This window comes from Paenibacillus sp. OAS669 (assembly GCF_014873645.1).
GTDB classification, from domain to species: domain Bacteria; phylum Bacillota; class Bacilli; order Paenibacillales; family NBRC-103111; genus Paenibacillus_S; species Paenibacillus_S vulneris.
Genome location: NZ_JADBDR010000015.1, coordinates 33716 through 54153, shown reverse-complemented (window position 1 = coordinate 54153; position 20438 = coordinate 33716). Strand labels below are relative to the sequence as shown.

The window sequence follows — 20438 nt, the reverse complement described above, 5'->3', positions numbered from 1 at the left end:
GCTGCGGTACGAATGCCGTTGGTCAGCAAGGAGTGATCAAAAATAAAATATGATTCTGATTCATCATATTTTGTTAGCTAGTACATATATTTTTAATAGTCCAAAAGCATGTGTACGAGTTTCGTCTTAAACAACCTGTAGGAGGGATTCTCATTGGAAAAAGTGGATATCTTTAAGGACATTGCAGAGCGTACTGGCGGGGATATTTACCTGGGGGTCGTTGGAGCGGTCCGTACGGGGAAATCAACGTTTATCAAGCGCTTTATGGAATCGATCGTTCTGCCTAACATTCAGAATGAAGCAGACCGTATTCGGGCGACGGATGAGCTTCCGCAAAGCGCTGCGGGCCGAACCATTATGACGACGGAGCCGAAATTCGTACCGAATAATGCGGTGCAGCTGCACGTTGCTGAAGGGCTGAATGTCAATGTTCGTCTTGTGGATTGTGTAGGTTATGTGGTAGAAGGCGCTAAAGGCTACGAGGATGAGAACGGGCCGAGAATGATCAATACGCCATGGTTCGATGAAGCGATTCCTTTCCAGGAAGCGGCAGAGATCGGCACACGCAAGGTCATTCAGGAGCATGCGACCTTGGGGGTCGTCATCACAACGGACGGCTCCATTGCCGAAATTCCCCGTGCATCGTATGTAGACGCGGAAGCTAGAATTATTTCTGAATTGAAGGAGGTCGGCAAACCGTTCATTGTTATCGTGAACTCCACGAAACCAAACGGCGATGCGGCCCAGCAATTAAGAAACGAGCTGCAAGCACAGCACGACATCCCGGTCGTTGCCATGAGTGTAGCCAATATGAGCGAAGACGACATGATTTCCGTTCTCCGCGAAGTGCTGTACGAATTCCCTGTACACGAAGTTAACGTCAATCTGCCTAGCTGGGTCATGGTGCTGGAGGAAAATCACTGGCTGCGCTCCCATTTTGAAAATTCCGTCAGGGAGACTGTTCAGGATATTCGCAGACTTCGTGATGTCGATAGGGTTGTCAGCCACTTCGAAGAGTATGAATTTATTGATAAAGCAGCCCTTGCCGGCATGAATATGGGTCAAGGTGTGGCCGAGATTGATTTGTATGCTCCAGATGAGCTGTATGACCGCATCTTGATGGAGGTTGTCGGCGTCGAGATCCGGGGGAAAGACCACCTGCTCCAGCTCATGCAGGATTTCAGCCATGCCAAGCGGGAATATGACCACTTTGCCGAAGCGTTGGAGATGGTGAAGACGACCGGCTACGGTATCGCTCCGCCTACCCTTGCCGATATGGCCCTGGAAGAGCCTGAGCTGATCCGTCAAGGCACGCGCTTCGGTGTGCGGCTCAAAGCAACAGCGCCATCGATTCATATGATTCGTGTCGATGTGGAATCGGAGTTCTCTCCGATCATCGGTACAGAGAAGCAGAGTGAGGAGCTTGTCCGCTACCTGATGCAGGACTTCGAGGACAACCCGCTCAAAATGTGGGAGTCCGATATATTCGGCAGGTCGCTGCATTCCATCGTTCGTGAAGGCATCCAAGGGAAGCTGTCTATGATGCCGGACAATGCCCGCTATAAGCTGCAGGAAACACTGGGCCGCATCATTAACGAGGGCTCCGGCGGACTTATTGCCATTATTTTGTGACATAGATTACAGAAATGTTGTTAAAATGCACTCCACAGGGTGCATTTTTTTGTTTTCACTTGAAAAAGTGTCATGGGTGTATTACTATAGTCTTGATTTACAAGGATTTCGCTTGTTTTATGTATAATTTCTGACTTTTCAGTTAACAAAGGAAGTAATAAGACAAACGGCTAATGGCGTAAATTCGAGAGTAACGGCCATAGCACCTAGCTGCCGTCTTTCACTTGCGGTATTAGTTCTTCTTGTGAAGTTCGTTTTGGATACTTATTTGGGGGGAGGTGAATGGCATGAATAAATCCGATTTGATTAATAAGGTTGCTGAAACCAGCGAGCTTTCCAAGAAAGATGCGACAAAAGCGGTTGAGGCTGTTTTTGAAGCTATTTCCGAGGCTCTTCAAAATGGGGATAAAGTACAGCTGGTAGGATTCGGAAACTTCGAAGTTCGTGAACGTTCCGCTCGTAAAGGACGTAACCCGCAAACTGGCGAAGAGATCGAAATTCCATCCAGCAAAATCCCGGCTTTCAAACCTGGCAAAGCGTTGAAAGACGTTATTCAATAAGAATGGCTGTTTCTGTACATAATGCAGTGCCAATACAAAACATCTGAATCCAAAAGATTCAGATGTTTTTTTACATCAAACCTTTACAAGGAATGGTTTCCCATCATATAATATAACTGTTTCAACGATAATCGGGGTATGGCGCAGCCTGGTAGCGCGCACCCTTGGGGTGGGTGAGGTCGCACGTTCGAATCGTGTTACTCCGACCATGGAAGAGACATCGTCAAATCGGTGTCTTTTTCTTTTGTATGCCATGAGATGCTTCAGCGCAATATTGAAAGCGATGTTTAAAATTTCATGAAGCAAGACGATACCGAATTTGGTATACTGGGTGAAGTTGATTCAGCAGCGTTAATTTGCACGAGGGGGATTGCTGGAATTGAAAGAAAGAGCACAAAGTTGGCTTGCTGCCAATGACTGGACCATGTATGGAATCATTGTCTCCATTTTTTTGGTATGGCGCATCGGGGTTGAGGGTGGCTGGAGTACCGCATGCTGGGTCCTGTTGCTAATCTGCTTGCTCGGTGTCCGTAAAGACCAAATCGATGTCGATTGGAAACGTTTTTTTGTATTTGGCTTGCCGCTGCTAGGCATCTTTTATTATTTTTACGGATCCGGTAACGGTATCTGGTGGAAAATTGCGAACTGGATGTTCGAGAACAACCGCCATCCTTGGAACTGGGATCAAATGATGAACAGCATTCCGTTCAATGACGGGGCATGGGCAAGGGCGTTTCATCGAGTTAAGCTGGATCACCTGATGGTATGGGTGTATAACTACGGTTTTGTGCTCTCCTTATGGATTTGTATCGTGCGCAGCTTTTGGACAAAAAGCATTAAGAAGATGCTCTCTTATGCGCTGTCGGGGCATTTAATGCAGTTCCCTTTAATTTTGCCGTTCTATAACCTGATCTTGCTTCGTGAAGTATGGTGGGTAAAAGGACAGCCCGATTTGCTGGGCAGGACGTTTGCGACCGAGAACGATCTTCTCGTTAATGTAATGAACTGCTTCCCAAGCATGCATACGTCGATCTCCTTCGCGATGCTGCTGCTAGCCCTTCGGGAGAAGGACCGTATTTTCAAATATATGATGGTCGCTTATTGTGCATCGATTATTTTCTCCACGATGTATCTGCAGATTCATTGGGTGCTGGATGTTATCGCGGGTATGGCCTTTGCCTACGGCATTGTGAAGCTGGCTGATCTTGTGATTCGATTGGGAACCAAGTGGATGCCAGCCAGCATAAAGAGCTTCTATAGCGGCAAACAAGACAAATCGTATAACAAAGAGACTATGGCTGCCTGATTAGGCGGCTTTTTTATATTATTTAAATTTTCGAGTCTTCCCGCAAAAGGACTGAATCCGTTTCGAAGCCAAGGCTGTGCTTTTATGGGGTTATTTTATCGGCTTCGGTACTTGCCAGTTGACATCGCTCACATTTTTTTGCATCATACTAATAAGATAGTTAGGACAGGAAGGAAGATCGTGATGGAAGAGAATCCAAACCAAGCGGATTATTTTATTATAAAAGCGAAAGAAAACGGGGTTCAGGTCATCGGATTGACTCGGGGACAAGATACCAAGTTTCATCACACGGAAAAGCTGGACAAGGGTGAAGTGATGATTGCCCAGTTTACCGCGCATACCTCGGCGGTGAAGATCCGCGGGAAAGCGGTTGTCATGACGAAACACGGTGTTATGGACACGGAGGAATAATTTTTCAGTTTTCGCAGGCATAGCCTGCTTTTTTTCGTTGTACAATGAAGAAGAGGGATCTCGGCCAAGCAATCGCAAGAAGTGCGAAGGAGGATATTGTCCGATGAAATGGTTCACCCGTCTTCTGATCACCATTGTACTATCCATGGGCCTTGCAGCCGGCCTATCCGTTCTTCCACAGCTCGAAAGCAAGTGGAGTCTGCCTATGTTTCATACGGTGAAGGCCCAGCCCGTATCGGAATCGAATGTCGTCGATGTACTAAGCAAAGCGCAGCTGCATCTTCGTATCCGCAAGGTCGAGATGACCCATGCGATTATCTCGATAGATCTGTTCGCTTCTCCGGCAACAGATAAGAAGGAGATCGTTCAAGACCTGTATGAGCTGCCGCGGCATCTCTTTCGCAGCTCTACCAATCTGAATCAGGTATTGATCCGGGTATTGGACGGATCTGCCGAGGGGAAGCAGAGCACCTCCCTGTTAATCGCTGAGGAAGCGAGAAGAGAGAAATGGCTGCCGAGCGAGCTGCCCATTAGCACGCAAAGTACGGAAGAAATGGAGCAGTATCTGCAATCCCATTTTCGAGTGACCTACACGGCGAAGTGGCAGGATCGTTTTCAAGTAAAAAGTTAAGACAGGGTATTGTGCGCGAATATGCGTATTGTGCTATAATAATTTAGATTGTTTTATTGCGATTCTTTGCAATGGTTCGGAGGCTAACTATGAATTCTTATCGGATCCCGGAAATGGCCCGAAAATATATGGAGTACGACATGATCCAGGCCCACACGGACTTGCCGCATTTTCCAGAATTTCGTACGCGGTTGTTGTATGCGTTTTTAAGCAGGCACAGTACTTTGTCGGGCTATAGCGAGCTTTTCAGCTTGGTCACGTCTCTGGTTCAGATCGGGATGGACACCCATGATTTAGTGAGTATTACGAATAACGACAAGGAGATGAAAGCGGCAAGGTCAAGGCAGCTGAAAGTGCTGGCCGGCGACTACTTCAGCAGCCGTTTTTATTATTTGCTCTCCCATGCGGAGCAGGTCGACCTGGTCGGCGTTTTATCGAATGCGATCTGCGAAGTGAACCGCCTGAAGTTGAATTTGTATCAATTGATGAAGCAGCTGAAAATGACGGCTGACGATTACATAAACCAGGTGGTGGAAGTCCGCACCCGGCTTTACATGGCATTTGCCGGTTTTATGGAGGATTCGCTTCATAGCGCATGGCCTGAAATCTTGAATCTGTTTACGCAGTGTGAAGTCATTTTGCAGGAGATATCCCGGTCGGAGACGGCACAGCAGTACAGGGACAGCTGGGGGTATTGGCATATTCTTCAGCAGGCCACGAAGGAAGAATGCAGGCATATGCAAGCCGATGAGCCGGACCTCTCCAAGCTCCGGTCCATTTGGCTCAAATATAAAATTACTCCACAGCTTTATCAAATGCTGAATGTATGCATGAAACAGCTGCAAGACAAGCTGCAGACGCTGGAATCGAAGGAATTGGGCAAGGAGCTTCTCTCTATTGGCGAGCCGTTTATGCGTTACCTCTCGACACCCAAAGCGCTGGAAGAAATATGAGGTGAATATTGTGCAGTCCAAAGCAAAATCCAAAGAGGAATTTGTTCATTCCGTATTTGAAAGCATTGCTCACAAGTATGATTTGATGAATGACATTCTAAGCTTCCGAAGGCATAAGGCCTGGCGAAAGTTTACCATGAAGAAAATGAACGTAAGGCCCGGGAGCACGGCGATTGATCTATGCTGCGGCACTTGCGACTGGACCATCAGCCTGGCTGAGGCCAGCGGAACGGGCAAAATGGTCGGTCTGGATTTTAGTCAGAACATGCTTGATTTTGGCGGGAAGAAGGTTCGCGAGGCCGGGTTGGATAAACAGATCACCTTGGTTCGAGGGAATGCAATGGAGCTGCCATTCGAGGATAATTCCTTCGATTACGCTACCATCGGCTTCGCCCTAAGGAACGTACCCGATCTGGTGAAGGTCATTGAGGAAATGCAAAGAGTGGTCAAGCCAGGGGGAATGGTTGTATCACTGGAGCTTTCCAAGCCGACATGGCAGCCATTTAAAGGTCTTTATTATTTTTATTTTCAAAACATTTTACCAATGCTCGGGAAGTTGATAGCTAAGCGATATGAGCAGTACAAATGGCTGCCGGAATCATTGATTCATTTTCCTGATCATAAACAGCTGGCTGATATTTTCAGAAAAACAGGGTTGACCCATGTACAAGCTTATCCGCTGACCGGAGGCATTGCAGCACTTCATATCGGCATCAAGAAGAACGAAGCGGAATAAGAAATGGGAGTGGTACAAACTATGTTGTGGAAAAAAACGAAAATTTTTATGGAAATGATCAAAATCGAGCATACCTTGTTTGCTCTTCCGTTTGCTTTTATGGGAGCGCTGGTCGGATCGGTTGTCATTTTTCAAAAGCTGCCCGGCTGGGGGCAAATCGGTTGGATTATCCTGGCGATGATTGGAGCGAGAAGCGCGGCAATGGGGCTTAATCGGGTTATCGACAAGGTGTTCGACGGACGCAATCCTAGAACTGCTGCAAGAGCGATTCCGGCTGGACTCATTTCTTCCAAAGAAGCTATTGTCTTTATTGTGATTTCATTCACATTATTGTTTTGGGCTACGGCGAACTTGAGCTCGTTATCGATGAAGCTGCTGCCGATTGCGGTCTTTTTCCTGGTCTTTTACTCTTATACCAAACGGTTTACCTGGGCGTGTCATATCATTCTGGGCTTCACTATTGCATTAGCTCCTCTTGGTGGATGGGTGGCTGTAACGAACGGAGTTACGTTGTCCGCGTTAATCTTTTACGTCTCTATCGCCTTTTGGGTGGCAGGCTTTGACATTATTTATGCTTGCCAGGATGCTGAATTTGATAAAGAAGAAGGGCTTCATTCCATTCCAAGCCGGTTTGGAGTCGCCAATGCCTTGAAGATCGCTCGCTGGTTCCATGTCGTTACCGCTGTAGGCCTGCTGATCCTGTTCCTGATGACGGACCTTAGCTGGGTGTACTTGACCGGTCTTATCATCGCCAACGGGCTATTGTTCTATGAGCACAAGATCGTTACTCCTAAAAATTTGAGCCGGTTGAACACGGCGTTCTTCACCTTAAACAGCGTACTGAGCGTCTCCTTGTTCGTGTTTACCCTCATTGATTTGGTGGTGCTTCGCCGATGAGCAAGCCATGGGTCATTGGCATCACAGGGGCCAGCGGAGCCGCCTACGGGGTTAGGCTTTGCAAGTTTTTACTGGATCGGGGGTATGATTTGCACCTTCTGATTACCGATGCCGGCTGGCGTGTATTAAAGGAAGAGTTGGGGTGGGATGTTACGAAGCGTAAGGAAACGCTGGAGTCCCACTTCGGAGGAATGGCCGGTAAGTATACCTATAATCCGATCCAGGATATCGGGGCAAGCACGGCGAGCGGTTCTTTCAGAACAAGCGGCATGGTGATTATTCCCTGCTCGATGGGTACATTATCGGGAATCGCTCACGGGGCTTCCGATAATTTGCTGGAGCGTACCGCGGATGTCATGCTGAAGGAAGGCAGAACGCTCATCATCGTTCCGAGAGAAACCCCGCTTCATACGATTCATCTGGAAAATATGCTGAAGCTGTCCCGGATGGGAGTTCGAATCATTCCTGCCATGCCTGCGTTTTATCAGGGTCCCCAAACGCTTAATGATATGGTAGACTTTTTGGTGGGGAAAGTTCTTGACAATATGGATATTGATCATGAATTGTACAGAAGATGGGGGATGACGGATGAGAAGCGTGAACAAACCGATCCGCATCGGCCGGATTGACTTTACTAATGTATGGCCTTTGTTTTATTATTTCCCGTATGAGCAGCTTCAGCAGGAGGTTGAGCTCATAACGCAGGTACCGACACAATTAAATGCGGCCATGGCGGCGGGGGAGATCGATATCGGTCCCATTTCCTCGTTTGCCTACGGCGAGCATTTTGAAGAATATATGCTGCTGCCGGATATGTCGGTCAGTGCTTACGGGGATGTAAAATCCATTCTGCTGTTTCATCGAAAACCGCTGAGCGAGCTCGGCGGGAGTCCTGTCGCTTTACCTACGACTTCGGCTTCTTCCGTCAATTTGTTGAAAATCATTTTGCAGCGTTTTTATCAAGTGGAGCCTGACTATCATTATGCGGCCCCTGTGCTTGGGGAAATGATGAAATCTGCGGATGCAGCATTATTGATTGGGGATCATGCAATTCGGGAAAGCTGGGAAGATCACGGCTATATGGTTACCGACCTGGCGCAGGAGTGGACGAAATGGACGGGACAATGGATGTCTTTCGCTGTCTGTGCCATTCGAAAGCAGGTCGTACAAGAGAAGCCGGAGCTGGTTAGCCGCATTTATCGGGCGTTTATGGAAAGCAAGAGAAAATCGTTGCATGATTTGACTGCGTTGGTTCAGGAAGCGCGGGAGCTGATCGGCGGTACTGATTCCTATTGGCGCCAGTACTTTTCCACCTTAACGTATGAGTTCGGACCAGAGCAGCAGGCAGGGCTGCAATTGTACTATCGCTATGCTTGGGAGCTGGGCTTTCTGAATAAGCAAGTGCAAATCCAGTTGTGGAACGATAATTTATTGACACAGGTGACGGAATGAAGCTGATAGATTTATACACAAAAATGAAAAAGGATATTTCGTACATAGAAAAAGAGCTTGAACGAAGTATCGATACCGATCATGCCTTGCTCAGGGAAGCATCGGTACATCTATTAAAGGCTGGCGGTAAACGAATACGGCCTATTTTTGTTCTGCTCGGAGCCAAATTCGGAACCTACGATATGGAACGCATCAAGCATGTTGCCGTTCCGCTGGAATTAATACATATGGCGTCGCTAGTGCACGATGATGTGATTGACGATGCGTTGACCCGGAGGGGACAGCTGACGGTCCGGTCCAAATGGGACAATCGCGTCGCGATGTATACCGGGGATTACATATTTGCCAAAGCATTGGCCGTAGCTACGAAGCTGGAGAACCCCAAAATCCATCAAATTTTATCCAAAGCAATAGTGGAAATGAGCATAGGGGAGATGGAGCAAATCCGCTTCTTCTTCAATCCGGATCAAACCGTACGCGAGTACTTGCTGCGCATCCGGAGGAAAACCGCCTTGCTCATAGCCATCAGCTGCCAGCTTGGAGCTATCGCGGCGGGGGCAGATGAGAAGCTGTCCAACCGCTTATACTCTTTCGGCTATAATGTGGGGATGACCTTTCAGATAAGAGATGATTTGCTTGATTTGATCGGGACGGAGAAGGAGCTGGGCAAGCCGCCGGGCAGCGACATTCGCCAGGGGAATATTACGCTTCCCGTTATTTTCGCCTTGCGGGAGCCGGAGCTGCGTGCGCCTCTGCTCAGCGAGCTGAAACGAATACAGGAGGCCGATGGTCAGACGGACATACAGTATTTTATCCACATGATCCGTAATAGCAGAGGCATTAAGCAAGCCGAACAGATGGCTAATCGATATATTGATAAAGCGATAATGCAGCTGAAGGACCTGCCTGACATTCAGGCCAAGAAGGATTTGATCGGAGTTGCCCATTTTATAGGGAACCGCTCCTATTAAGAACATTTATCAGATGACGAAATATGTGATATATTGGGTGTAAAGGAGGAATTTGATCATGGAACGCACCTTTTTAATGGTAAAGCCTGACGGCATTCAACGCGGTCTCATTGGAGAAATTGTCAAACGATTTGAGCAAAAAGGGTTTCAACTGGTTGGAGCGAAGCTGATGCAGGTATCGGCTGAGCTGGCAGAGCTCCATTACGCAGAGCATAAGGGGAAAGATTTTTACGACAGACTAGTCACCTTTATAACCTCCGGACCTGTCTTTGCCATGGTTTGGGAAGGCGATCAAGTGGTTGCGCTCTCAAGAGCCATGATCGGCAAGACCAGCTCGCTGGATGCAGCCCCCGGAACAATCCGGAGCGATTACGCAGTACATACGAATTACAATCTGATTCACGGGTCCGACTCGCCGGAAAACGCGGAAAGAGAAATTGCTAATTTCTTCGGGGAGCACGAATTGGTGAATTACACCAAAGTGATACAACAGTGGATCTAGGATGGGGATAGCCGCATGGAGGATCAAGATTTTCTTTTATTTATAAAAAAGGTCAAAGATTACACGTCCATTGATTTGTCGCAGTATAAGGAAGCCCAGATGAAACGGCGCTTAACGACCCTAAGAATGAAGAAGGGGCACAACACCTTCGTTGCTTTCTTTGAGGCAATGACAAAGGATAAAGAGCTGTTCTATGAGTTCCTGGACCGGATGACGATCAACGTTTCCGAATTTTGGCGCAATCCGAACCGGTGGGAGGTATTGGAGAAGACGTTCCTGCCCGATATGCTTCGCAAAAGCCGGAAGCTCAAATGCTGGAGCGCCGCCTGTTCAACCGGTGAGGAGCCGTATACGCTGGCTATGATTCTGGCCGAGCTCAATGCGTTGAAGGATGCCCATCTGCTGGCTACCGATCTCGATGAGGGAGCGCTGGCCAAGGCGAATAGCGCCATATACTCCGACCGTTCGGTTCGGGACGTTCCGAGCCATTATTTGAACAAGTATTATAAACAAGAGAACTTAACGTTCTCCATTACCGAGGAATTGAAGCGCGAGGTGCGCTTTCAAAAGCAAAACCTGCTGACCGATACGTTCGATACGCAGTTTGATTTGATTATTTGCCGCAACGTGATGATTTATTTTACTGAGGAAGCGAAGCACTTATTGTATCATAAATTCGCGAATGCCCTGAAGCCGGGCGGCATATTGTTCGTAGGCAGCACCGAGCAAATTTTTTCTCCGGGCCAATACGAGCTGGAATCCGCCGAAACGTTTTTTTACCGGAAAAAGGGATAAACCTAACTTCGGATGTATATCTTCTTCCATCCCTTCCAATACTGAAAAACATGGACAACTACTTGCAGGAGGGCCCGATGGATAAAAGAAAAGTGATCATGGCATACCGGAGAGGTTTTATTACGATGCAGGAATGCGCTCAAATATTGGGAATCGATTCATTGCAGGTGATGGGAATGGTAGATGATCCTGAACTGAACGAAATGCCGAGACCATTGAAAAGGCAGCCTGTTAACGGTTAGGTTGTTACGTAATCCGATAATTATGGGGGGAAGAGGCGCTAGCGCGGCTTGTAAGCTGTGCAGCGCTTCTTTTTTTGATTTTATGCCCAATTTGCTCAGCTGTCACAGTAAAGGACGATATATGGCGATTTGACGCCGTTTTCTTGTCAAACCGTGACACCTATACTATAATTAGCACATGATGGAGTACATAAAAGCGCTAAAGCGTGCCGAACGGTGCCGTGCTTTTTTGGGTTACAGGATGAAAGGGGAAAACGAGTGTGAGATATTTAACGGCAGGGGAAACCCACGGCCCGCAGCTGACTGCGATTATTGAAGGCTTTCCGAGCAACGTGACCATAGACTTCGAAGAGGTGAACTTTCAGCTGGCCCGGCGTCAAAAAGGCTACGGCCGCGGACGCCGCATGCAAATTGAACAGGACACCGCTAACATCGTCGGTGGCGTAAGACATGGCAAAACCACAGGTGCGCCTATCGCTTTAGTGGTTGAAAATAAGGACTGGAAGCACTGGACCTCGGTCATGAATATCGAGCCTATTGAAGGCAATGATGAAACGAAGCGCCGTGTAAACCGGCCTCGTCCCGGTCATGCGGATTTGAACGGCGGATTGAAATATAATCAGAAGGATCTGCGCAATATCCTGGAGCGGTCGAGCGCCAGAGAAACGACCATGCGCGTTGCCACCGGTGCCGTTGCACGTCAGCTTTTGTCCGCATTCGGCATTAAGGTAGCAAGCCAGGTCATCCGTATCGGTGAAATTGAAGTGAAGCGCCAGGAGCTTCCGATCGATGAGCTGATTCGTATTACGGAAGAATCTCCTTTGCGCGTAGTGGACAAGGATGCGGAAGCGCAAATGATCGCCGCGATCGACGCGGCCAAAGAGGATGGCGATACGCTGGGCGGTATCGTGGAGTGTATCATTGAGGGGGTTCCCGTTGGCTTGGGAAGCCACGTACAGTGGGACCGCAAGCTGGATGGACGTATCGCGCAGGCGGTATTGTCGATTCAGGCGTTCAAGGGCTGCGAGATCGGTATCGGGTTTGAAGCGGCGAAGCTGAGAGGCTCCAAAGTACATGATGAGATTATGTACAATGAAGAGAGAGGATTTTATCGCGCATCCAACCGGGCAGGCGGCTTTGAGGGCGGCATGACAACCGGTGAGCCTATCGTGGTTCGCGGCGTGATGAAGCCGATTTCGACGTTATACAAAGCTCTGCAGAGTGTGGATATCGATACGAAAGAAGCGTTTACCGCACAGGTGGAGCGTTCCGATACATGCGCAGTCGCAGCAGCCGGCGTCATTATGGAGAACATTATCGCATGGGAAGTTGCCAATGCGTTCCTGGATAAATTCGGCGGAGACTCGCTTGAAGAGATCCGTAATAACTACAATAGCTTCATGGAGCAAGTAAAAAGCTATTAGAAGCGGAGCGTGAAACCGGTGAGAGAGCTTACGGTAGATTTAGGGGAACGTTCGTATCCGATTTATATCGGGGAAGGTATATTGGATCAAGTCGGTGAGTTATTCATCAAGCATAAACTCAGTAATGCTTCCCCTCTGCTGCTCGTGACGGATTCGAATGTAGCCAAGTTTCATCTGGAGCCTGTCGTGAAGAAGATCCAGGAGGCGGGATATAAGGTAGCCACTCACGTTGTAGCTGCCGGAGAGAAGTCCAAGTCATTAAGCGTCCTGGAGGAAGTCGTAGCAACGGCCTTGGAGGCGGGACTGGACCGCAAGTCTTCCGTGATCGCCCTGGGAGGCGGCGTTGTTGGTGATTTGGCCGGCTTCGTAGCCGCCAGCTATATGCGCGGAGTTCGCTTTATTCAGATTCCGACAACAATTCTGGCACATGACAGCAGCGTCGGCGGCAAGGTGGCCGTTAATCATCCGTTGGCGAAGAACATTATCGGCGCGTTTCATCAACCAGAGATGGTTATCTATGATACGGCCACCCTCAAGACCCTGCCGGATCGCGACGTCAGAGAAGGCTTGTCGGAAATGATCAAGCATGGCCTTATCTGGGATGCCGGGTTCACAGCATGGCTGGAAGAAAACGCTGAGAAGCTGGTTTCCCTGGACCAAGAGGCTTTGCAGTACGGCTTGTACGAGGGCTGCAAGGTGAAAGCCTATGTCGTGTCCCAGGATGAGACGGAGAACGGTCTTCGGGCTATTCTGAATCTTGGGCATACGATCGGCCATGCATTAGAAGCCGTTGCGAGCTACAATGAGCTGCATCACGGGGAAGCCATTTCGATCGGAATGGTTGGAGCTGCCAAGCTGGCTGTTAAGCTCGGTAATCCGGAGCATATCTATACAGTGACCAAGCGTATTTTACAAAAGTTCGGTCTTCCGACCCGGCTGCCGGCCCATTTGGACACGGATGAAATCATGCGCGCCATGATGCATGACAAAAAATTTCAAGAAGGAACGATGGTATTTATCATTCCTACGGAGATCGGCAAGGTTGAAATCAACAAATCGGTATCTGCGGCTGACGTAAGAGAAGTCGTGGAGCAATTGAAACAGGAGGCATAAATTCATGCTAGTTCGGGGAATTCGCGGTGCGACAACAGTTGAACATGACGAGAAGAATGAAGTATTGACGGCAACAAGAGAACTGCTGCAGCAGATTATTGCAGAAAACGGAATACTCCCTGAGGAAATCGCGTGTGTGTTTATCACGGTGACCAATGATCTCACCACAACATTCCCGGCTGTAGCCATTCGTCAGCTTCCGGGCTGGGAACTTGTACCGTTGATGTGCTCGCTCGAGGTGCCGGTTGAAGGCAGTTTGCCAAAGTGCATCCGTTTGATGGTGATGGCCAATACGGAGAAAAGACAGGATGAGATTGTGCATGTCTACTTGAAAGAGGCTATGCGCCTTCGTCCTGATTTATCGAAATTGACAAAAGCATAAAAGCCATAGTATAGTTACAGTAGTGATTTAGAACAGTTAAGAGCAGAGTAGAGTTCAGTATAGTTTGAGCAGAGTTGAGTAAGAGCCGAGCGTATTGCAATAGTCCCGTGCGTTTGATATTGCACTTTATTTTATGTTGCCTTTTATTGGCACAGGACTACGGTTATGATCATCTGCGAAACCAACCTCTACTTTGACGTAGAGGTTTTTTTGTTTATATCTGACATGTTGTTGATTTGAGATGAGAAGAGGAGAGAGTAGGATGTATTCACCAGAGCTTAAGGAAGTTATTCGATTATCCCGCCAGTATAATTTGATTCCGGTCGTACGGACGCTTATGGCGGACACCGAGACGCCGATTCGCGTATTCCAGCACTTTTATCAGGAGAAACGCGCATTTCTGCTGGAAAGCGTGGAGGGCGGAGTGAAATGGGCCCGATATTCCTTTATCGGCACGGATCCCTTCCTTATGATTACTGCCAAAAATGGTGTAACCCAGATCGAGAGCAAGAACGAAACGAAGCATTCACTGGAAAAGCCGATCGAAGTATTGAAAGGCTATCTGCGGGCTTATTCCAGCCCGTCGCTTCCTGATTTGCCCCGCTTTACCGGCGGAGCGGTTGGATTTTTCGGTTATGATTTGCTGCAATATTATGAAAAGCTGCCTGCGCACCGGGTAGATGATCTGCAAATGAACGATATCCAGTTCATGTTTTGCGATCAAGTTATCGTATTCGATCATTTCAAACAGCAGATCAAGGTCATCGCGAACGTTCATGTTCCCCAGCATGGTTCGGATGCGGAGATTGCAGCTGCTTATGAGGCCACTTGTGCCAAAATTGATGAAACGATGGAGCGCTTGAAGCGTCCGCTGCCTGTATTCTCCATGGCTCAGCAGCAAATTCCCGAAGAAGTGGAGCTTGGCGAGCTGAAGTCGAACGTAACGAAAGAGCAGTTTATTGCAAACGTGGAGAAAGCCAAGGAGTACATTCGTGCGGGAGACATTTTTCAAGTGGTGCTGTCCCAGCGGTTTGAGATCGAGACCGATGTATCTCCGCTTCACGTGTACCGGATCTTGAGAACGATGAACCCGTCGCCTTATATGTACTGTCTGAAGATGGACGATGAAGTCATCGTAGGTACTTCCCCTGAGCTGCTGGTTCGCGTGGAGGACGAGAAGGTCGAGACACGGCCAATCGCTGGAACACGTCCGCGCGGTGCGACACCTGAGCAGGACCAAGCCTACGAAATCGAGCTGCTGGCCGATGAGAAGGAACGCGCCGAGCATTTGATGCTCGTGGACCTGGGGCGTAACGACATCGGACGCGTATCCGAGTTCGGGAGCGTACACTGTGATACTCTCATGCAGGTGGAACGCTATTCTCATGTGATGCACATTGTATCGAACGTATCCGGTAAAATCGCGAAGGATAAAGATTTCTTCGATGCCTTTATTTCCTGCTTACCGGCAGGAACCGTATCCGGAGCACCCAAGCTGAGAGCAATGGAGATCATTGCGGAAGTGGAAAATGAGGCGAGAGGCGCCTATGCCGGAGCTATTGGTTATTTGGGCTTTTCCGGCAATATGGACACATGCATAACGATCCGTACGATTATTTTCAAAAATGGAAAAGCCTACGTTCAAGCAGGAGCGGGTATCGTATGGGATTCCGTGGCGGAAAGCGAATATCAGGAGACTGTCAACAAAGCGAAGGGGATGCTGAAATCCATTCGCACGGCAGAGGCTGTTTTTTCGCAGAAATCGTATGCTCATGCAGTCATTAACCACGACTACTATTAATCTATTACTCTGCCAGCCGGAGGGCTTCGGGGTCATTGTCGGCTGCTAATGAAATTATGGGGAGGCAGTTCACATGGAAAAAAAGGTTACGGTTCAACAAGCGATACAACAAATCATTAATGCTCAGCATTTGACGCGTTCAGAGGCCAGAGACGTAATGTCCGATATTATGGATGGCCTGGCGACACCGGCGCAGATCGGAGGTTTTCTCACTTCGCTTAGAATGAAGGGGGAAACAATCGAGGAGATTACCGGGTTTGCCGAAGCGATGAGATTGAAAGCGAACCATGTACGGACGGAACGTACTCAATTACTGGATACTTGCGGTACGGGCGGAGATGGAGCCGATACGTTCAATATATCGACCACAGCGGCTATTGTTGCGGCTGCAGGCGGAATTCGGGTTGCCAAGCACGGCAACCGGGCGATGTCGAGCAAGAGCGGCAGCGCGGATGTGCTGGAGGCACTGGGCGTCAATATTGATCTGGACCAGGAGTATGCCGCGAAATGTCTGGAAGAAGTAGGGATCTGCTTCATGTTTGCGCAGAAGTACCATCAATCGATGAAGCATGCGGCGCTTCCGCGCAGGGAGCTGGGCTTCCGCACAGTATTCAACCTTCTCGGGCCGCTGACGAACCCTGCGGGCGCCGATCGTCAAGTGCTGGGTATATTCGACCGCGGCAAAACGGAAACGATGGCTCATGTCATGAGAGCCTTGGGTGTGAAGCGTTCGCTGGTCGTAGCCAGTCTCGACGGCTTGGACGAAATCAGCATTTCCGATGCAACGCAGGTGACGGAGCTGAAGGACGAGGATATATTTACTTACGAGGTAACGCCGGATTTGCTCGGACTTAAAAGCTACAGCATCAAAGAGGTGGTCGGCGGAGATGCGGCGACCAATGCAGAAATCATTCGCAGTGTGTTCCATGGCGCAACAGGCGCTTGCCGCGATATCGTGCTTGCCAATGCAGGGGCATGCTTCTACGTGACAGGCAAATGCTCTACGCTGCAAGAGGGCGTGAAGTATGCGGCTCATGTGATCGATTCGCGTCAGGCTTTGAATAAATTGCAGGAACTAGTCCAATTTACGGGAGAAATCAGACATGTTTCTTGATAAAATCGTAGCAACCAAAGTACAGGAAGTTGAAGCATTGAAGCAAACTGTAACGATAGCCCAAATGGAGCAGCGCATTGCCGCGCTGCCCCCTTGCCTGGGCTTTGAGCAAGCACTGGCTCAAGGCCGCAAACGTCCTATGGGGCTCATTGCTGAGGTGAAGAAGGCATCGCCATCCAAAGGGTTGATCCGCAGTGATTTTGAGCCCGTACAGCTGGCTCAGGCATATGAGAGAGCAGGGGCCGATTGCTTATCGGTATTAACCGATGTAGACTATTTTCAGGGCTCCAATGAGTATTTGAGCAGGGTAAGACAATCCGTGAAGCTTCCTTTGTTAAGAAAGGACTTTACCATTGACCTCCATCAAATCTACGAAGCCCGCTGCATCGGAGCCGATGCTATCCTGTTAATAGCGGCCATTTTAACAACTGAACAGCTTAAGCAGTTTTCAGAAACGGCCAAAGACCTCGGTTTGGATGTGCTGGTCGAGGTTCATGATAAGGAAGAGCTGGACCGTGTGCTGACCTTGGACGCAACATTGATCGGAATTAATAACCGCAATCTGAAGACCTTCGTAACGGATCTGAAGACGACGGAGGAGCTGATCTCTTTTATTCCAAAGGATGTAACGATTGTAAGTGAGAGCGGCATCTCGCAACCGTCAGAAATTGAATATTTGCAATCGATCGGCGCGAAAGCGGTGCTGGTAGGAGAACATTTCATGCGTCAGCCAATCGTTGAGCAGGCTGTGCATGACTTGATGGGAAACGCTGCCGTAAAGGGGTAAAACAGTCATGACAAGCGTAAAAATATGCGGGTTGAAGGATGTACAAACCGTTCAATCCATCCTGCATTTGCCGATAGATCACATCGGCTTTCTTTTTGCCAAGAGCAAGCGTCAGGTAACTCCACAGCAGGCAGGAGAATTGATTCGTGTCATAACGGATTGGAAGGCTTCCGGAAAAGCGGCTCCTCTGACTGTGGGCGTGCTAGTTAACCCGTCAATGGAGGAGCTGGCTGACGTTCTGAAGGAGGCTCCGCTCGATATATTACAGCTTCACGGGCATGAAACCCCGGAGGAATGCCGTTGGATTAAGAATGCATTCCCTGGAATCCGCCTGTGGAAAGTTGTATCCGTAACGAATGTCCGGCAAGGGGATGAGCATGAGAGTCCTCAGAGCTCTAAGGATGTCATTGCGGCGCAGCTTGATCCGTTCAAGGATGTTGTGGATGCCATCTTGCTGGATACGTTTGATCCTGTGTATGGCGGCGGATCAGGCAAAACATTTGCTTGGGAGACCATCCCGCCCTACCAGGAATGGAGCCGGTCGGCGGGAGTCCCCTTGCTTGTGGCCGGCGGGCTGCATGCGGATAACGTAGGAGAGCTGCTGGACGCTTATACGCCTGACGGAGTAGACGTATCCAGCGGTGTAGAGACGGAAGGCGTAAAGGATATTGCAAAAATAACCAGCTTTGTCGAAAGGGTGAAGCATCGTGTATAACGTACCAGATGAGCATGGGCGATTTGGGAAGTTTGGGGGACGCTACGTTCCCGAAACGTTAATGAACGCATTGATTGAATTGGAAGAAGCTTATAAGAAGTATGTGAAGGAAGAGAAATTTCAGCAGGAATTGACCTATTTGCTGCACCGGTATTCGGGCCGGCCAACCTCCCTTTACTACGCCGAGCGCTTATCCGCTCACTTGGGCGGAGCCAAAGTATACCTGAAGCGCGAGGATTTGAATCATACCGGAGCCCATAAAATTAACAATTCATTGGGTCAAGGACTCTTGGCCAAATGGATGGGCAAGAAGAAGCTGATCGCCGAGACCGGAGCGGGTCAGCACGGCGTTGCTACAGCAACGGTTGCCGCTCTGCTGGGCTACGAGTGTAAGGTATTCATGGGTGAAGAGGATATGAAGCGTCAGCAGCTTAATGTGTTCCGGATGAACCTGCTGGGTACGGAAGTCGTACCGGTAACATCCGGTACCCGCACGCTGAAGGACGCATGCAACGAAACGCTTCGCTACTGGGTTAGCCATGTTGACGATACCTTCTATATCCTTGGGTCTGCAACGGGACCGCATCCGTATCCGATGATGGTTCGCGATTTCCAACGCATTATCGGAGATGAAGCCCGCAAGCAAATTCTTGAGTTGGAAGGCAAGCTGCCCAATGCGGTCATTGCCGCAGTAGGAGGCGGAAGCAACGCCATCGGGATCTTCTATCCGTTCGTGCAGGATGAAGGCGTACGCTTGATTGGCGCCGAAGCGGCCGGCCGCGGGATCGACACGAAGGAGCATGCTGCAACCATGACTCTGGGCAGCCATGGGGTGTTCCAAGGCTCGATGAGCTACTTGCTGCAGGATGAATACGGACAAGTACAGGAGGCGCATTCGATCTCCGCCGGTCTGGACTATCCTGGTATCGGTCCTGAGCATGCTTATCTTAAAGATTCCAAACGTGCGGAGTACTATCCGATCACGGACAAGGAAGCGTTGGACGCTTTGCAGCTGTTGAGCCGTACGGAAGGCATTATTCCGGCCTTGGAAAGCGCTCATGCCATCGCTCAAGCGATGAAGGTGGCTCCAACGATGGGCAAAGACGAAGTCATCGTCGTCAGCTTGTCCGGCCGCGGAGATAAGGACGTAGAAGCGATTATGGGCTATTTGGGAGGTGCTGTTCATGAATCGCATTGATCGTACATTTGCGGAACTGAAAGAACGGAAGCAGCCGGCCTTTATTCCTTTTTTATCGATTGGCGATCCGGACCTGAAGACTTCGGTTGACATTATTAAGCAACTGGAGAAGTCCGGCGCAAGCATGGTGGAGCTGGGAGTTCCTTATTCGGATCCGCTGGCGGACGGTCCAGTCATTCAGCGTTCTTCGATGCGGGCTCTGAAGAAGCATCAGGTTTCCATTAAAGATGTTATTCAAGTGGCAAGACAGGCACGGAGCGAAGGCTGCGAGCTGCCGTTCATCTTGTTCACTTACTATAATCCCGTGTTGCAATTCGGCTTGAACAAAATTTTCACCCTATTGCAGGAGAGCGATATTAGCGGAATGATTATTCCCGACCTGCCGATGGAAGAGGACGCAGAGGTACGTAAGCTGGCGGACGAGCACGGTATTCATTTGATTCCACTCGTCGCACCTACATCCAACGACCGTATCAAGCGAATCGTCTCCCGTGCCTCCGGCTTTGTTTACTGTGTTTCTTCCTTAGGAGTTACCGGTACAAGAACCGAGTTTCACAGCGGAATTGACGATTTCCTGAAGACGGTGAAGGAGTCGACCTCGCTGCCTATCGCTATCGGTTTTGGCGTTTCGACGCATGAGCAGTTTGCAAGATTCGCCGGGATTTGTGACGGCATCGTTGTCGGTAGCGCGCTGGTCCGCCAGGTAGAGGAGGCACTTCCTTTATTTGAGCAGGAGGAGACGCGGCCGCAGGCACTTATGCAAATTCATCACTTCGTAACCCAGTTAATTGGATAAAGCAGGACCCTCGCGATCAT

Annotated in this window: 23 protein-coding genes and 1 tRNA gene; all 24 read left to right on the top strand. The window is 49.2% G+C overall.

From position 1 onward, the window contains the following. Positions 1–153 precede the first annotated feature (153 nt). The 24 genes from spoIVA to trpA all read left to right on the top strand — a co-directional run bounded on the left by spoIVA (position 154) and on the right by trpA (position 20418). Positions 154–1632: a stage IV sporulation protein A gene (gene spoIVA, locus GGC63_RS26455; RefSeq protein WP_079910692.1), complete on the top strand. Its 1479-nt coding sequence runs from the start codon at positions 154–156 to the stop codon at positions 1630–1632. A 287-nt stretch (positions 1633–1919) separates the two neighbouring features. Beyond that, on the top strand, positions 1920–2192 hold the full coding sequence (locus GGC63_RS26450) for an HU family DNA-binding protein (protein WP_079910691.1): 273 nt from the start codon (positions 1920–1922) through the stop codon (positions 2190–2192). Between the two features lie 132 nt (positions 2193–2324). Continuing rightward, positions 2325–2401 (top strand) — tRNA-Pro (locus GGC63_RS26445). A gap of 170 nt (positions 2402–2571) precedes the next feature. Beyond that, positions 2572–3498: a phosphatase PAP2 family protein gene (locus GGC63_RS26440; RefSeq protein ID WP_225948519.1), complete on the top strand. Its 927-nt coding sequence runs from the start codon at positions 2572–2574 to the stop codon at positions 3496–3498. A gap of 183 nt (positions 3499–3681) precedes the next feature. Further along, positions 3682–3909, top strand: coding sequence for a trp RNA-binding attenuation protein MtrB (gene mtrB, locus GGC63_RS26435; protein WP_079910690.1), 228 nt, complete (start codon positions 3682–3684; stop codon positions 3907–3909). 103 nt (positions 3910–4012) lie between these two features. Then, positions 4013–4540, top strand: a complete 528-nt coding sequence (locus GGC63_RS26430; protein ID WP_079910689.1) for a hypothetical protein — start codon at positions 4013–4015, stop codon at positions 4538–4540. An 89-nt stretch (positions 4541–4629) separates the two neighbouring features. Then, positions 4630–5493: a heptaprenyl diphosphate synthase component 1 gene (locus GGC63_RS26425; protein ID WP_192704873.1), complete on the top strand. Its 864-nt coding sequence runs from the start codon at positions 4630–4632 to the stop codon at positions 5491–5493. Between the two features lie 10 nt (positions 5494–5503). Then, positions 5504–6229, top strand: a complete 726-nt coding sequence (locus GGC63_RS26420; protein ID WP_412973896.1) for a demethylmenaquinone methyltransferase — start codon at positions 5504–5506, stop codon at positions 6227–6229. A 24-nt stretch (positions 6230–6253) separates the two neighbouring features. Then, positions 6254–7126: a UbiA-like polyprenyltransferase gene (locus tag GGC63_RS26415; protein ID WP_192704978.1), complete on the top strand. Its 873-nt coding sequence runs from the start codon at positions 6254–6256 to the stop codon at positions 7124–7126. After that, entirely contained in the window at positions 7123–7755 is a 633-nt protein-coding gene (locus GGC63_RS26410; protein WP_192704872.1) for a UbiX family flavin prenyltransferase, read from the top strand. The genes GGC63_RS26415 and GGC63_RS26410 overlap by 4 nt, the downstream gene beginning before the upstream one ends. After that, entirely contained in the window at positions 7715–8578 is an 864-nt protein-coding gene (locus tag GGC63_RS26405; protein WP_192704871.1) for a menaquinone biosynthesis protein, read from the top strand. The genes GGC63_RS26410 and GGC63_RS26405 overlap by 41 nt, the downstream gene beginning before the upstream one ends. Then, positions 8575–9549 carry a heptaprenyl diphosphate synthase component II gene (hepT, locus tag GGC63_RS26400; protein WP_192704870.1) on the top strand — a complete coding sequence of 325 codons (975 nt, stop codon included), beginning with the start codon at positions 8575–8577 and terminating at the stop codon, positions 9547–9549. The genes GGC63_RS26405 and hepT overlap by 4 nt, the downstream gene beginning before the upstream one ends. A gap of 58 nt (positions 9550–9607) precedes the next feature. Next, entirely contained in the window at positions 9608–10051 is a 444-nt protein-coding gene (gene ndk, locus GGC63_RS26395; RefSeq protein ID WP_192704869.1) for a nucleoside-diphosphate kinase, read from the top strand. A gap of 15 nt (positions 10052–10066) precedes the next feature. Then, on the top strand, positions 10067–10846 hold the full coding sequence (locus GGC63_RS26390; RefSeq protein WP_192704868.1) for a CheR family methyltransferase: 780 nt from the start codon (positions 10067–10069) through the stop codon (positions 10844–10846). Positions 10847–10923: 77 nt separating this feature from the next. Continuing rightward, positions 10924–11088: a hypothetical protein gene (locus GGC63_RS26385; RefSeq protein ID WP_192704867.1), complete on the top strand. Its 165-nt coding sequence runs from the start codon at positions 10924–10926 to the stop codon at positions 11086–11088. A 260-nt stretch (positions 11089–11348) separates the two neighbouring features. Beyond that, entirely contained in the window at positions 11349–12512 is a 1164-nt protein-coding gene (aroC, locus tag GGC63_RS26380) for a chorismate synthase (protein WP_079910681.1), read from the top strand. 18 nt (positions 12513–12530) lie between these two features. Continuing rightward, entirely contained in the window at positions 12531–13625 is a 1095-nt protein-coding gene (aroB, locus tag GGC63_RS26375; RefSeq protein WP_079910680.1) for a 3-dehydroquinate synthase, read from the top strand. A gap of 4 nt (positions 13626–13629) precedes the next feature. Beyond that, complete coding sequence (gene aroH, locus GGC63_RS26370; RefSeq protein ID WP_079910679.1) at positions 13630–14007, top strand: chorismate mutase; 378 nt, start codon at positions 13630–13632, stop codon at positions 14005–14007. A 262-nt stretch (positions 14008–14269) separates the two neighbouring features. Beyond that, the gene (gene trpE / locus GGC63_RS26365; protein WP_192704866.1) at positions 14270–15808 is read left to right on the top strand and encodes an anthranilate synthase component I; all 1539 of its coding nucleotides are present in this window, start codon (positions 14270–14272) and stop codon (positions 15806–15808) included. A gap of 73 nt (positions 15809–15881) precedes the next feature. After that, positions 15882–16922: an anthranilate phosphoribosyltransferase gene (trpD, locus tag GGC63_RS26360; RefSeq protein WP_079910677.1), complete on the top strand. Its 1041-nt coding sequence runs from the start codon at positions 15882–15884 to the stop codon at positions 16920–16922. Next, a complete protein-coding gene (gene trpC, locus GGC63_RS26355) occupies positions 16912–17709 on the top strand; it encodes an indole-3-glycerol phosphate synthase TrpC (protein ID WP_079910676.1) in 798 nt (265 codons plus the stop codon). The genes trpD and trpC overlap by 11 nt, the downstream gene beginning before the upstream one ends. A 7-nt stretch (positions 17710–17716) precedes the next feature. Continuing rightward, a complete protein-coding gene (locus GGC63_RS26350; RefSeq protein WP_192704865.1) occupies positions 17717–18424 on the top strand; it encodes a phosphoribosylanthranilate isomerase in 708 nt (235 codons plus the stop codon). Further along, entirely contained in the window at positions 18417–19622 is a 1206-nt protein-coding gene (trpB, locus tag GGC63_RS26345; protein ID WP_079910674.1) for a tryptophan synthase subunit beta, read from the top strand. The genes GGC63_RS26350 and trpB overlap by 8 nt, the downstream gene beginning before the upstream one ends. Beyond that, the gene (gene trpA / locus GGC63_RS26340; protein ID WP_192704864.1) at positions 19609–20418 is read left to right on the top strand and encodes a tryptophan synthase subunit alpha; all 810 of its coding nucleotides are present in this window, start codon (positions 19609–19611) and stop codon (positions 20416–20418) included. Before trpB ends, trpA begins: the two co-directional genes overlap by 14 nt. Positions 20419–20438 lie beyond the last annotated feature (20 nt).